The sequence below is a fragment of the Marinobacter sp. L-46 genome (genome assembly GCF_056859535.1).
The window spans coordinates 14,068-29,394 of record NZ_JBSXOP010000047.1; the positions used below are offsets into that span (position 1 = coordinate 14,068).

Annotated in this window: 4 protein-coding genes; all 4 read left to right on the forward strand. The window is 62.8% G+C overall.

The genetic code is table 11. The features are described 5' to 3' along the window. Positions 1-666: 666 nt before the first annotated feature. The 4 genes from AC13DJ_RS05915 to AC13DJ_RS05930 all read left to right on the forward strand — a co-directional run bounded on the left by AC13DJ_RS05915 (position 667) and on the right by AC13DJ_RS05930 (position 15,317). Entirely contained in the window at positions 667-1,314 is a 648-nt protein-coding gene (locus tag AC13DJ_RS05915) for an STN domain-containing protein (protein WP_278350825.1), read from the forward strand. A gap of 31 nt (positions 1,315-1,345) precedes the next feature. Beyond that, positions 1,346-1,867: an RNA polymerase sigma factor gene (locus AC13DJ_RS05920; RefSeq protein ID WP_278350826.1), complete on the forward strand. Its 522-nt coding sequence runs from the start codon at positions 1,346-1,348 to the stop codon at positions 1,865-1,867. Positions 1,868-1,896: 29 nt separating this feature from the next. Then, entirely contained in the window at positions 1,897-2,844 is a 948-nt protein-coding gene (locus tag AC13DJ_RS05925; protein ID WP_482933004.1) for a FecR family protein, read from the forward strand. Positions 2,845-2,975: 131 nt separating this feature from the next. Beyond that, positions 2,976-15,317 carry a filamentous haemagglutinin family protein gene (locus AC13DJ_RS05930; RefSeq protein ID WP_482933003.1) on the forward strand — a complete coding sequence of 4,114 codons (12,342 nt, stop codon included), beginning with the start codon at positions 2,976-2,978 and terminating at the stop codon, positions 15,315-15,317. Positions 15,318-15,327 lie beyond the last annotated feature (10 nt).

Sequence of the window (15,327 nt, forward strand, 5' to 3'; positions counted from 1 at the left end):
AGAACATTCGAGTCCCAGGTACCCATCGATACGCTCTCGCTCTTTGGACATATCGACAACCCAGCCCAGGCCGGTGGGATTCTGGCCTCGGAGCAAATGAACGGCCTCTCCCTCGTCCAGGTTTTCCTGTGGAATAAAAATTAACTCAGCTCCAGGAGCCTGACGTGGTGCGCTGACATAACGATGGACTGCGGCTGAGACCCGTTGGACATCTCTGCGTTTCATACCCAGGGTGTCCTCTAGTGTTTGCAGTGCCGCGAACGTAATTAAATCTGCCTTCGTGAAGCGTCGTGCGCTCCTTTCACGAGTTGGCCTGTCGCAAAATGGTGGCAGTTGCGCCCACATGTGAAGCCTTGACCGGCTTATTCCTCCTAAGGCGGCACAAACATCTTTGGCGGTGAACGACTTGATAGCAGGCATTTATACGCTTTCTGTTTTAGAGGTAGAGCAAAACTGTTCATATTATAGAACAGTTTCACCAGAGAAAACATGCTCGGAGCTTGGCGAGACATCCCAGAACACCTTCATGCGTACTTTGGCGCCTCTAGCCGTCCGACAGACTGTCAGGGCTCTGTAACCAAAACGTCATCATTCCCGATCATCATGAGGGCCTTTCGTCGCGAGCGCCCGCGACCAGGCTCGACGTTTCTGATACCGGGGTTGCCAATGAACGTGCTTTTGCGTACGGGTGTCCGGGCTGCCTGTATGTTGCTTTGCGTGCTGTTTGTCCAGCCCACCGATGCCGCTACGACCTCTCCTGCGCAGCCTGTGTGGTTCGATATCCCGGCGATGCCGCTGAGGGATGCGTTGGATATCTATGGCCAACGCACCGGAATGGCGGTGCTGGTGGACAGTCAATTGTTCCAGGGGCGTGTGTCCTCAGCGGTGCGGGGGCGTTTCGCCGCCCGGGTGGCGCTGACGCGACTGTTGAGGGGCACCGGGCTACAGGCGGTGTATCAGGGGCGCTCGGCGTTTACGTTGACGCGGTTGCCGGCATTGCCGGAGCAGCCGCTGTCGCGGGCGGGGTTGGACGGGGCCTCCTACGCCGCCCGGTTGCAGCGTGCTCTGGATCGGGCGCTTTGCTCGCAACCGCTGACCCGGGCAGGCGGGTTTCGCAGCGCGCTTCAGCTCTGGGTCGGCCCGGAAGGCCGTGTCCGCAAGCTGCACTTTCTCAGCTTCAGCGGCGAAACTCGGCGTGACCGAGCCATCGCCGCCTTGTTGCACGAGTTGCGGCCCGGACCTCCGAATCGGGCCTTGCCCAATCCGGTGACAGTGCTGATCGAGCGAGCCAAGGACGGGCGCGATTGTCTTTAAGGGAGCGGACCACCCTCTGGGGAGTAGTAAAGTGCGTAACGCCTTTCTGAATTACTACGATCAATTGCGTCGGCGCCTGCGACAACAGTTGGGTTCCGCGGACCTTGCCGATGACGCTTTGCACGAAACCTGGCTGCGTATCGAGCGGATCGGTGACTCGCGGGAAGTACGCAACCCGGCAGCCTATTTTTATCGCGCCGCGCTTAACGAGGCCTTCGACCGGCACAGGGGCAGCGGCCGCCTGCTACTGGAAAGCGAAATCGATGCCGTGATTCATATGGAAGACGCCAGTCAGGACCCGGTGGCCATCACCTCGGCGCGGCAGGATATTGACGCTCTGCGCCAGGCACTGAAAAAGCTACCGGCTCGCCAGCGCCACGTTCTGATGGCCTCGCGGTTGCAGGGCGAGCCGCACCGGGACATTGCCGCGGGCCTGGGGGTGTCCACCCGTACCGTGGAAAAGGACCTCAAGGCGGCGTTGCGTTTTTGTGGCGAGGAAGTTGGCCGTGAAGTGATCCAGCGGTTCGGTCCCGGTGCGGGAACAACGTCATGAGTACAGAGCCATCGACTTTGGGAGCGAACATGTCCTCTTCGAAGGACGAGCCGGTTTCACGCGAACTTTTGGAGCAGCAGGCGCGCGCCTGGCTGGTCAAGTTGACCTCTGGGGAGGCCACCGACGAAGACGCACGGGCTTTCAAGCTCTGGCGGGCGCGCAGTGCCGAGCACGCGCGCGTTTTCGACGAAATGCGCGGGCTGTGGTCGGCATTGGGCCCCGCCCTGAGGGAGGAGAGCGCTTCGGCACCCATCTCTTCCCGCCGTTGGGGGCGGCGCGCCTTTATGGGTGCGGCGGCGGCCTCCCTGGGGTACGTGATGTTGCGGCCGGTCATGCGCGGTAGCGGCGTGCCCGGGTTTCCCACCGATTATCAGACCGCCGTGGGCGAACAGACTCAGGTGTCCGTGGGCGACCAGGCCACGGTGGCGCTCAATACCCGCACGCGCATGAATCTGGCCCGGACGGGCGGAGCGCCTGTACTCGACCTGCTCGCGGGCGAAGCTGAGATCAGCAGTCGGGCATCCGGCGCGCCCCTGCGGGTGCGTGCAGGCGGCGGCCTTATTGAAGCTGGCAAGGCCCGTTTCAACGTGCGTTTGCACGAGCGGGCAGTATGGGTGACCTGCCTCGGTGAACGGATCACCGTGACGTGCCAGGGGCAAAGCAGTCTGCTGATCGCCGGGCAGCAAATCCGCTACGACGACGCTGGCCTGGGGCACCCGCGAAGCGTGGAGCTGGAACCAGTGGTGGCCTGGCGCCAACGGTTGCTGATCTTCGATAACCAGTTGCTGAGCGAAGTAGTGGCGGAAGTGAACCGCTATCGCCCCGGGCAAATCATTCTGATGAACGACGCCATCGCCGCGCGCCGGGTGCAGGCGCGCTTTTCGCTGGACCAGTTGGACGCGGTGGTGGCACTCATCCATGACGCATACGGCGCCAAGGTCACCGAATTGCCTGGTGGCGTCATCGTGCTGACTTGATGAATTTTTCGTGACAGCGTTCGGTCGTTCCGGACCGCACCGGTCTTTCAGAGAACAAGCCGTGGCGGTGCCGATGTTGCCCACGCCATGGCAGGTCTCTCCGCCGTCTGTTATGGGAAGGAAGTGTCGTCATGCCGTCCACCAGGAAAAAAGTTCAGCCTCGCGCCCACCTCAATAAAGCACTTTCCGCCCGCCAACCAACGCTGCGTTTATGTCCATTGAGTCAGGCGGTGGCCCTGGCGCTGGCGATGGGCACGGCCGGCCCGGCATTGGCCGACGGCCCGCGCCCGTTCAGTTCGGAGTGGTTCAACGCCGCCCGACCCAACGCGGCGCACGCCGGCGCCGCCCGGGCGCCGGGCACGCCGCCGCCGCTGGCCCAGCAACAGCGCTCCCGCGAGCACCTGCAGCGCTCGATCAACAACCTGGGCCGCACCGCCGCCGCGGTGGCCGCGCAAAAAGCGGCCCAGGACGCCGCCCGCCAGGCCGCCCGGGAGATGGCCTCGAACATCCCCAACGGCCTGACCGAAGGCGGCCTCAAGGTGGACGTGAACCCGGACACCGCCGGCTGGTTCAATGCCGAAGACCCGACCCAGTCAGTCCGCGACGGCCACACCACGGTGTCGATCAAACAGAACGCTGACAAGGCCATCCTCAACTGGGAGACCTTCAACGTCGGCCGTGACACCACCGTGGACTTCGATCAGCAGGCCAACTGGGCGGCGCTGAACCGGGTCAACGACCCCAACGCCCGCCCCAGTCAGATCCAGGGGCGGATCCAGGGCGACGGCACGGTGATGATCGTCAACCGCAACGGCGTGGTGTTCAGCGGCTCAAGCCAGGTCAACGTGCGCAACCTGGTGGCCGCCGCCGCCGACATCAGCGACCAGCAGTTCACCGAACGCGGATTGTACGTGGACACCAACGGCTCCCAGCCCACCTTCACCGCCGCCGCCGGCAACGTGACGGTGGACGCTGGCGCCCGCATCGCCACCCACGAGCCGGAATCGGTGACCCAGGGCGGCGGCTATGTGCTGCTGATGGGCCGGGAGGTGAACAACGCCGGGGAAATCACCACCCGCCGGGGCCAGACCACCCTGGCCGCCGGTGAGGATTTCTACATCCGCAAGGGCGCGGGCACCGAAGCCAACCAGGCCTCCACCACCCGTGGCAACGAAGTGGCCAGCACCTGGGAAGCCGGCAGCGACGCCGGCACCGTCACCAATGAAGGCCTGATCGTGGCGCGGGAAGGGGACATCACCCTCACCGGTCACGACGTGCGCCAACAGGGTGTGGCCATGGCCACCAGCACGGTAAACACCCGGGGCACCGTCCATCTGCTCAACTCGGCCAGCGACGCCGAAGGCAAGGTGACCCTGGGCGAGGGGGCGGTGACCACGGTGGTGATCGAGGACGACGGCGAGACCGCCCTGGACAATCAGCGCGATACCCTGATCAGGCAATCCGCCGAGATGGACGCCTTGCGCGATGACATGATCACCGGCGCCTTCGACAACATCGGCCTGATGTCCGACCGCCGTGACCAGTCCCGGGTGGAAATCGTCTCCGGCGGCGACGTGGTGTTCGAGATGGACTCCTTGACCCTGGCCACCGGCGGCCAGATCGCCGTGGACGCCGGCCGCCGCACCCACCTGAACGCGGGATCGGAGCTGGATGTGTCCGGTTCCGTGGGTGTGAAGGTGGCGATGGAATCCAACAACGTCCTGATCAACGTGCAGGGCAATGATCAACGGGACTCGCCGGACAACCGCGATAACGGCGGGCTTAATAACGGTGATGTCTGGGTCGACCGCCGCAACCTGATCTTCGTGCCCGCCGGTACCGGCGGCTATAGGGAGGACCGCTGGTATACCGCTGGTGGCCTGCTGGAAGTGAGTGGCTACCTGGACCTTCAGGGCCACGGCATCGGCGAATGGAGCGCGGCGGGCGGCACCGTGCTGCTCGGCGGCAGTGAGGTGGTGACCCAGACCGGCTCATCGGTGAACCTGTCCGGCGGTACCCTTGATGTGCAGACCGGCTACATCGCCAAAACCTGGCTTAAAGGCGCCGACGGCAAACTTTACGACGCCTCCAACGCCCCGGCGAGCATGCTCTACACCGGCCTGTACCAAGGCTATGAACGGGTCAGCGAGCGCTGGGGCCAGACCGACGCCTGGCGCAACCCGCTGGTGGCGCCGCTGCGCCAACTGGAAAACGGCTACACCGTGGGCCGTGACGCCGGCACCCTGATCATCAACGCTCCCACCGCCGTGCTGGAGGGCGACATCGTTGCCGAAGTATTCCAGGGCGAGCGCCAGAACCAGGCCCAGGACGCCGGCCGGGACAGCTACCAGCAAGCGCAGAACCGGGTGGCCCGCCGTGGCCGCCTGGCGGTGGGGCAGTATGGCCAGTACGGCCTGGAAAACGCCTACGGCAGCGATATCCGCATCGGCGAGTTCGACGACATCAGCGAACAGCTCACCCTGGAATCCGACCTCAGCGAACGGCTCAACACCGTGTGGCTGGACGCGGCGCGCCTGAATGAGCAAGGCCTCGGTGGCCTGGATTTGGTGTCCGGCGGCAGCATCTCGGTGGAGAGCGATCTGACTCTGGCAGAGGGCGGGCAGTTGCGTCTGGTGTCCGGACAGGTGGTGGTGGATGCCGCCGTTACCGCCCGGGGCGGGGACGTTACCTTGAGCAACGTGAGTGAAGTGCAAGGGGTAGGGAACAGCTCGGTCGTTTTCACCGATGCGGAAGGTGCCAGCGACCTGCGCCTGGGCGAGAACGCCACCTTGGACGTGCGTGGCCTATGGAGCAACGGCCTGTTGGAAAGCGGTGAGAACTGGAAGCAGGCCTATGTGGATGGCGGCGATGTCACCATCGAAGGCACTCAAGATGTCACCCTCGCTGAAGGCAGCCTGATTGATGTGTCCTCCGGCGCGGCGGTTCAGGCAGATGGCGCTCTGTTGGGCGGACGCGGCGGTGACGTTACCTTGCGCGCCAACATTTACCGCGATGGCTTGGCCGATTCCAACAGCCGATTACTGCTGGGCGCCGAGGTGCGCGGCTACGGTGTGGAGGGCGGTGGCACTCTGACCGTGGAGACCGGGCAGGCTGTCCTGGTGGGTGACCAGGGGTTGCAAGAGAATGGTTTGCTGCAGGCCGGCGAAACCGCACCCACGGACCTGACGCTGGTGGAAGACCTGGTGATCCCGGAAGGGGGAACCCTGCCCTTTGACTATACCTATGAGAAAAATGCCATCCTTCCCGGGGAGGCAGTGGGGAACGAGCAGATCATCGTGTCCTCGGATAATCCCCTCGTGCCGGCTGTGGATTGGACCATTCCGGCCGACGCACCGGCGGGATTCTTCGTCCAGGGGACTCCGGCGCTTCCGTGGCTCCCGGCCCCTCAGTACGGCCCGGGGGATACGGTACCCGCTGGGACATCGCTGACCGGTATGTCCTCTGATACCAGCTTGCCGGCGAACTACATCGTGCCAGCGGATGCCTTCCCGCAAGGGCTGCCGATCCCCGCCAAGACCGCGACCTATTTAGCGGGATCGATAGCACCCACCGACCTGGTGGTGCTGAAAGCGGGGGAGGTGCTTTCCGAGGGCATGCGACTCGATACCGATGTGCGGGTTGAGGAGTTCATGACGGTGTCTCCGGCGCTCTTCCAGCGCGGCTTCTCGCATTATGAGATCAACGGGCACGCGGGTCTGACGGTCCAGGATGACACACAAATAGAGGTGCTGATGCCCGTCTATCGCCAGGGGCCGGCGGCGCGCCTGGCGTCTAGTCTCGAAGACGGGCTGGAACTGTGGGCACCGCCGCTGCACCTGAACGATCCCCAGGCGCGTACCCTGACGCGTCGTGCTGGAGCCAGCCTCACACTGAAAGCCTCCCGTCGTGATTCGGCTTCGTTCAGCGAGGCGCGCCCCGTGGTGATTGGCACGGGCGCGGAGTTGACCGTGGACCCGGGCCAGACCCTGGCGCTGGTCGGTGGCCAGAAAATTACCGTGGACGGCACCCTGCGGGCGCCAGGGGGCAATATCCACATTCTCAATCCGATCACCACGGGTGTTGAAGAAGGCGGCTCGATTTGGATTGGTGAAAACGCCGTCCTGGATGCCGCGGGCCGCGCCTATGTGGCCAACGGCGTAAACGGTCAGCGCTATGGCGAGGTGCTTTCCGGTGGCCGAGTGGTGCTGGGCAGCCTGCCGCCGGATGACGTGGCTAACGCCAACCTCTACCCGATCAACAATCTGTTTGTGATCGTGCGTGACGGCGCGGTTATCGACATTTCCGGCACCGGCGCGGAGCTGGACCTGAGCCTGGCGCAACCGACCACGGTGGCCAGCAACGGTGGCGCCCTGGAGATGCGCTCCAAAGCCGGTATCGCTTTCGATGGGGAGTTGCGCGCGCAGGCTGGTGGCGACGGCGCCCTGGGAGGCGCGCTTGACGTGATGCTGGAAACCCAGCTTCTCTCGACCGCTACTCCCAACGAGTCGCATGCCGTTCCCCGCATCATCACGCTGACTCAGGGTAACGAGGACGAGGGCGCTGATCAGCCTTCTTCGGACCTGAATTCGGAGCAAGGTGACGAATCCCCGTCCTTTGGTACTGCCCGCTTTGTCATTGAGGATCTGGTCGAATCGGGCCTGGATCACCTGTCCTTGTGGTCCCGTGACGCCATTCTTTTTGAAGGCGATACCCGCATCGACCTGGGGGGCAGCCTGTCCCTGACCGCCGCTGTTCTGGCGGCCGCGCCGCAGACGCCGGACATCGCGGTGAATTTGAGTGCGCCCTATGTCCAGTTGGGCGGGCGCACGCAAATTCCGATTCCCAGCGATGAATATAGCCAGGTGATTTCCTACTTCGAGCATGACAATACGACGCCCTTATCCACACTGACCAGTGATGAAAGCCGCCTGACGGTCAGCGCGGATCTGATCGATCTGGGCAAGGGAGATCTGACCTTCGGTGCCAACGGAAGCTACGATGTCGCCGCCGGCATCTTTGGCGCGGAAACCCGCCCCTTGGATCTGCCCGGTTTTGCCCGGGTGGACTTCGATAGCCAAGGCGATATTCGTCTGAACAACGCCAGCATCGCCACCGGCCAGGAATTCAACTTCATCGCGCAGCGGGTCTATGCCACCACCCATTCCGACAACGCCATCCAGGTGGGGCTGGGGCCTGATGGCAGGAATGGTGATCCGCTGGAAGGGGCGGTTCTGCGTTTTCAGCAGCGTGGAGAAGGCCGGCCGGATACTCCCTTGTCCGTGTTCGGTTCTATCTCGCTGCAGTCGCCGCGCATCGAGCAGGGTGGGGCGTTATTCGCGCCGTTGGGGGCGATCACCATGGGGTCGGGGAATTTCTCTAACCAGGAGTTCCCCTATGCACCGTCCCCCGGGCCTGTCCCTTACTTTCAAAACGTACTCACAGAGATCGTTTTGCAGGAAGGCAGCGTGACCTCGATCAGTGCGGCGGGGCTGGTGTTGCCCTATGGCCACACCGAGGACGGTCAGGATTACTACTACAACGGCGAAAAGGTCGGCTACAACGTTTCCACCAGTAATGTTGAATATCAGGACGCTCGCCTCGGGGGCGGGGTCCGTTTTGATGCGAGGACAGTGACAGTGGAAGAGGGGGCGGTGCTGGATGTCAGCGCCGGTGGCGAACTGCGTGGCGTGGGTTTCAGCAGTGGCCGTGGCGGCTCGGTGGATATCCTCAACACCGCCCTGGCCAACGCCGCCCCCTGGCACACCGGTGAGCGGGACGCCGGGGTCTACGCCATCGTGCCTGGTTTGAGCGACAGCCAGGCCCCGCTCGATCCGGCCTTGGACGGGCCTTCCCAAGTGGGGCAGCAGATCACTATCGGTGAAGGCGTGCCCGGTGTTCCGGCGGGCACCTATACCCTGCTGCCGGCGGAGTACGCCCTGATGCCTGGTGGTTATCGGGTGGAACTGGGTGCCGATACTCTGTACGGCACCGGAGGCGTCGCGCAAAACGCTGAGGGGGTTCACACCACGGCGGTGACCGTGGGCAATGCATTGACGGGTATCAACCAGTCGTTGCCGGTAACCGCGACGCTCATGGCCGGCGATACCGTGCGCCGCTATGCGGATTACAACGAGACCACCCTGTCCCAATGGATGGCGGACAAAAAGGCGGAGTTCGGTGATCCTGGTCTGATGGCGCCTTTGGTCCCTGAGGATGTTCGCCCGCTGGAATTCAACTTCGGCGACGCCGACCCGGCCGCCGATCAGGTGTTTCAATTCGATGGTGAACTGCGCAATGCCCAGGTGGAAGGCGGCCGCGGCGGCATGGTGCTGTTCAATGGCGCCGACTATGAAGTGATCGCGGAAGGAGGAAGCCGCGCCGATGACCGGGTGACCCTGGTCGATACGGATCTCAACGCCCTGGGCGCCACTCTGCTGAGCCTGGGCACCGGCCGGGTGGACCGCTTTGGCTCGCTGAATGCGAATGGCACCACGGTGGTGCGTTCCGGGGCAACATTGAAAGCAGGCGCTGTGATTCTCGGTGGCCAGAATGCCAGCGGTGATGAAGTGGTGATGGAATCCGGCGCCACCCTCGATACCCGGGGCCAGGAGGCGCCGGGCTGGACCGGCGAGAACGGTTTTTTGATTCAACCACAAAGCGGCGGCAACGCGGCGTTCCTGGTGGTGAGCAACGATCTGATGCAGTTCGGTGCCGCGGAAAGCCAGGGCAGCGTGCGCATCGAGGACGGTGCCGCCTTGCACAGTGAAGGCACTGTGGCCCTGCTGGCGCCGGGTGGCATCGATATCGGTGATATCGATCTGAGTGCCCGGGATTTCCTGATCTCCATGGAGGACATCAACATTGGCACCGACGCGGCCCTGGTGCAAGCCGAGGCCCAGGGTGTGCTTTCCGAGGGCTGGCAGCTCACGCAAAGCATCCTGGATGGTCTGCTGGGCCTGGGCGAGCTGGAAAGCTTCAGTCTGCAAACCGTGAGCTCGATCAACTTCTTTGGCCCCGTCACTCTGGATACCTACGACCCTGACACCGGAGAATCCCGTGCCAGCCTGCGCTTTATCTCCCCGGCCATCTACGGACTGGGCGGGGATGGCGACACCGCCACCATCCGCACTGATCAGTTTATCTGGAGTGGTTTGGGGTATGTGTCCGGCAGTGGCGTCAATGAGGAAATCGGATCGGTGGCCCCTGGTGACGTGATCGACGGTGGCGCCGGCACCGGCAGTGGCGATTTTACAGTGGACGCCAACGAGGTGGTCTTCGGCTTCAACGGTTTGGCCGGTGATCAAACCGCCAACACCACCCTGGAACGTTTGATGCTGGGCTTTGGCGACGTCACCTTCCAGGCCAATGAGCGCATCACCAGTGAACTGTACGGTGAGTTATCCGTTTATCAGCAGCAAAACGGCGATGTATTTAGCGGCGGCAATCTGACCCTGAGCGCCCCGGTGCTCACCGGGCAGGCCGGCTCCGAAATGGCCTACCGCACCGGTGGCAACCTGCTGGTCAGCCGCCCCGGCGATGCCACCGCCGTGGACCCGGCGGACCTGGACCTGGGCGCGCAACTGAGCCTGGAGGGTAACAGTGTCCGTGTCGAGGGCAGCATCATTGCCCTCAGCGGCAAGGTGGCCATCGAGTCCACCGACGATCTGCTGCTGGCCGACGGCAGCCTGATCAACGTGGCCGGCCGGGCGGTGGAGTTCTTCGATGTCACCCGATACAGCTTCGGTGGCGCGGTCAGCCTGGAAAGCGCTGAAGGCAGTATCCAGCAGTCGGCGGGGAGCCGCATTGATGTCTCCGCGCCTTATAGCGACGCGGGCAAACTGGAAGCCAACGCCGTCAACGGCACCGTGGACCTGGTCGGTGAGCTGGTTGCCCGTAATCCCGAGGAGGAGCCGGAAGGGGAGGGCGAAGGCGGCACTATCCGCATCAAGGCCAATACTCTGCCCGGTTTCGTGGCCCTCAACCAACGCCTCAGCGACGGCGGCTTTGATTACCTGCGCGGCTTCGAGACCAACGAGGGTGATCTGACCCTGGGCGAGGACGTTCGCGCACAACATATCGAGGCCACGGCCAACGGCGGCGACCTGATCGTCAACGGCAATCTGCGTGCCGGTGGTAAGTACGCAGGCAGTATTTACCTGGCCGCCGCCAATGATTTGCGGGTGGAGGGCGGCGCGACCCTGGACGCCAGCGGCGAGCAACTCAAACTGGATAGCTATGGCGACCCCATCGAGGGCAGCAACCGCGCCATTATCAACCTGACCAGCCGGGACGGCCGTCTGGTGCTGGGCGATGACGTCACCCTGGATGTGGGCGCTGGTGGCGAAGCCCGCGGCACCATCGATCTGAATGCGCGCCGTCTGGGCGATCCCTCCGCAACATCGGCCACCGGCAACGACGTGGCGGTGGATGCCGGTGACAACCTGACGGTGAACGGCGCCAAGCGGGTGTCGGTGAACGGATTCTGGACCTACGATGATGCCCCGGTCGATCCTGAGAACGAAAAAACCCAGATTATCGATCAGGATTGGTTGGATAAAACGAAAGAGAAAGCACCTGAAGGCGAGGACGAAAATCCGCATTGGGATGGTCTTGATGGTGTTCATGAGCACAGTAAGGACTTCATCAACGCGGCGCTGGCCAACGACGATTTGCAACAGCGCTTGGCAAGCCTGAAAGACGTCGCTGGCGAGGCCTTCTCCCTGCGTCCCGGTGTGGAGATCGTCTCCGCCACCGAGGACGGCAATCTGCGTATCGATGGTGATCTGGACTTCTCCGGCTATCGCTATGGGCCGGATGTGGATGAGGCCGTGCACGGCAGCGGTACCGCTGGTGTGTTCGTGATGCGCGCCGGGGGCGATCTGGAGGTGAATGGCAGTGTCACCGATGGCTTCAAACTGCCACCCAATACCCCCGACAGCAGTTATGCGCTGGACCTGGAGTTGCCCCCCGGACTACTGGACGGAAATGGCCGGTTGACCCAGGACCTCACGCTTGAGGAAGACCGAACAATGAGACCGGGGTGGAGTTTGGGGAACGCCGTTGGGGAATATTCGCTGCCCTTTGATCTGAACCCGGTAGGGACAGGACTGATGTACTTCCATGCGGGCGAGGATGGTGTCGTCGAAATACCCTTCGAGACCATCGCAGCTGGCAGCTGGATAGGGGACACGGTGCTTGTAGCTCCTATCGAACTCCCCTTCGCGGTTCAGGATGGTGCGGGGGTGACGCACGGTCCTGGATTGGTGGAAGCAGGCACGCATTTCCAAGGACGTACGAGCATACCCGATGGAACCGTTATTTCTGGAGGGAGTAGGTTTAACGTTTTAGGTGTTGGGCAGCAGAGAGTTGGTGTCTTAGTACGGACCATCCCTGCCGGTACGAATCTAGGGAACATCGAGCTTAATAGTATGGGAGCCGAAGAATTCAAGCAGCCGCTCGATTTGGCTGCGGGGACAGTATTACCCGAAGGCTTTGGTGTTTCCAGTTTTGAAGGTGACGAGCGCATCCCGCAGCAAATGTGGCCCATGGCATCCGCCATGGATGAAGGCTCGGAAAGCTGGGATCTGCGCTTTGTCTCCGGCGCCGATCTGGCGTCGGCCAGCAGTCGCTCAACCCAGGTTTTGACAGCCGGAGGGGACCTGATCCTCGACAATGACTATAAGGTCGTTACCTATAAAGGGCCGGATGCGAATGTAGTGCGGGAGGGGCTGAGTGTGATCCGCACCGGCACGGGCGATCTGGAACTGATCGCCAGTCGCGACTACCTCCAGAATTCCCGGTTCAGCATTTACACGGCGGGTACGGCGGTGGAAGGGGCGCCGGCACTTGGTGCTGAGCGTACCGAGGACGGTACCGTCCTCAACACCGATTATGCCTTGTATGAGGATGCCGCGGCGGCGGCCACCGCGCTGATCAATACCGGCGGCGGTAATGTCCTGCTGCAAGTGGGCGGTGATATCCAGGGGTATGAATCCAATGGTGAGACCGATCACTGGCTATGGGCTGCCTCGAACACTGAAACCGGAAACCAGCAAGTATGGGGCATCAACCCCGGTAACTATGGCTTGGCCGGTTCTGGCAGCAATCAATATCTGGACCTGCTGGGTTTCGACGGCATCGGCACCCTGGGTGGCGGCAATCTCACGGTGATCGCTGGCGGTGATGTCGGTGCCCACACTCGTACCACCGACGGTCAAGTATTGGGCGGCGTCTTCCTGATGGTCGGCGCCGGCGGTTGGGTGGATGACGAGGGCGGACGTCACGTTTATGGGGGCGGTGATCTGAATCTGGACGTCGCGGGTAGGATCAATCCGGTTTCGTCCTCTCGCCCCCTATCGGAAGGTGGCGTGGCTAGTTTGCGCGGCGATGTCAATATTCAGGCGCAGGCGGTTGGTGACCTTTGGCATACTTATAACGTAGTCAACAATACTGATCCACGTCCGGACGATGAATTGCTGTTGGTGGATAAGGACGTGTATGGCGGGTTACGTCTGGTGTTGGGCGATGCCAGGGCCGATGTCCACAGCTACGATGATGTCCTGGTGAATATCCAGGACCCCTCCAGCAACGGAGTAGTGTTGCGTACTGACCATACTGAAGCACTGCTGCTCAGTGCTGGCGGTGATATCGGTGTCGGTGATGGATCGGGCTATAGTAACTTGCCCGCCCGTTTCAGCGCGGTGGCCGGAGGCGGTTCCGTATACGGCAACGGTAATTCGCCCAACAATGTGGGGAACTTGACCACAGATGTGTCGTCTGACGGCTGGCTGGAGTTTTTGGCTCAGGACTCCATTTACACGCTAGGCTTGTCGACGGCCTACGATGCGTCTCTGTCCGGCTCGAAGGTGACACCGGCCCGCTTTTACGCGCGGGAAGGCGATATTTATCAGCTGTATTACGGCTATTATGGTGTGGTTGGTACCTCTGGCATTCTGCAAAATCGGGCTGGCCGCCCCGCCCATGTGCGTGCCGGTCGCGATATCGTTGGGTACGGCGACAGGAGTTCTGCGCTTGGGCATTACAGTCCGACGGATGTTTCTCTTATAGAGGCCGGCCGCGACCTGATTCATATCAACACCCAGGTGGTGGGACCGGGCACCTTGGAATTGACCGCCGGCCGTAATGTTTACCAGGCCGACAGGGGCTGGGTGCGTAGCGTAGGTCCCTTCAGCGACGTAGCGAGTGATGCCAACAACGGCGGAGCCGATATCGTGGTGAACGTGGGCATGGGCGCGTCCGGGCCGGATTATCAGGCATTGATCGATGCCTACCTGAACCCGGTCAACTTGGCCGACCCGGACCTGCCCCTGGCGGACCAGCCGGACAAGGTGGCCAAAACCTACGAGGAAGAGCTGGAAACCTGGCTGTTGTCCCGATACGGGGAAGCGGTGCTCGATGACACCGATGCGTTGACGTACTTCCAGGCCCTGGCGCCGGAGCAGCAGCGGGTATTCCTGCGCGACGTCTATTACACGGAGTTGCGCGAAGGCGGCCGTGAGTTCAATGATCCGGACGGTGACCGCTACGGCAGCTACCTGCGCAGCCGCCGCATGATCGAGACCTTTTTGCCGGAGATGGACAGCGAGGCAGGCTCCTCAGGCTATGACGGTGACTTCACCATGTTCACCAGCCAGGAACAGCGCTCCAGTCTCCTGCGCACCGAAGGCGGCGGCGACATCCAGATGCTGGTGCCCGGCGGCGACTTGATCATCGGCCTGGAATCGGTGCGCCCGGAAAGCGGCGACAACGGCATCATGACCCAGGGCAGTGGCGATATTCAGTTGTTCAGCCAGGGCGACATCGCCTTGGGGCTGTCCCGCATCATGACCACCTATGGTGGTGATATCTTCGCCTGGTCCAACGCCGGCGACATCAACGCCGGCCGGGGCGCCAAGACCACCCTGGTGTACACGCCGCCGCGTCGTACTTATGACGATCTAGGCAATGTGACGCTGTCGCCGTCCGTGCCAAGCACTGGTGCGGGGATCGCCTCCTTGGCGCCGATTCCGGAAGTGCCACCGGGGGACATCGATTTGATCGCACCGCTGGGCGTGATTGACGCTGGCGAGGCGGGCATCCGCGTGTCCGGCAGCATCAACGTGGCGGCGCTGCAGGTGGTGAACGCGGAAAACATCCAGGTGCAAGGGGAGTCCACCGGTCTGCCGGCAGTGGCGGCGGTGAATGTTGGGGCTCTGACCAGTGCCAGCAACGCCGCCTCCAGTGCGGTGCAGGCGGCGGAGCAGGTCGGCCGGCGCTATCAGCAACAACCCTCAATCATCAACGTGGAGATTCTCGGCTACGGCGAGGAACGTCTGGAAATGGGTGGTGGCGCTCGGGCGGTGCCGGCCGGGTACGACCGGAACGGCTCGGTGCAGGTGCTTGGTGCCGGTTCGTTGAGCGATGAGTCCCGTCGTCGCCTGACCGACGAGGAACGCGGCAGGATGACGGATTAGCCCGCGCGCC

Excerpts from the sequence above, each read along its gene's own strand:
- AC13DJ_RS05930 (WP_482933003.1), top strand. The coding sequence starts at position 2,976 with ATGCCGTCCACCAGGAAAAAAGTTCAGCCTCGCGCCCACCTCAATAAA.
- AC13DJ_RS05915 (WP_278350825.1), top strand. The coding sequence starts at position 667 with ATGAACGTGCTTTTGCGTACGGGTGTCCGGGCTGCCTGTATGTTGCTT.
- AC13DJ_RS05925 (WP_482933004.1), top strand. The coding sequence starts at position 1,897 with ATGTCCTCTTCGAAGGACGAGCCGGTTTCACGCGAACTTTTGGAGCAG.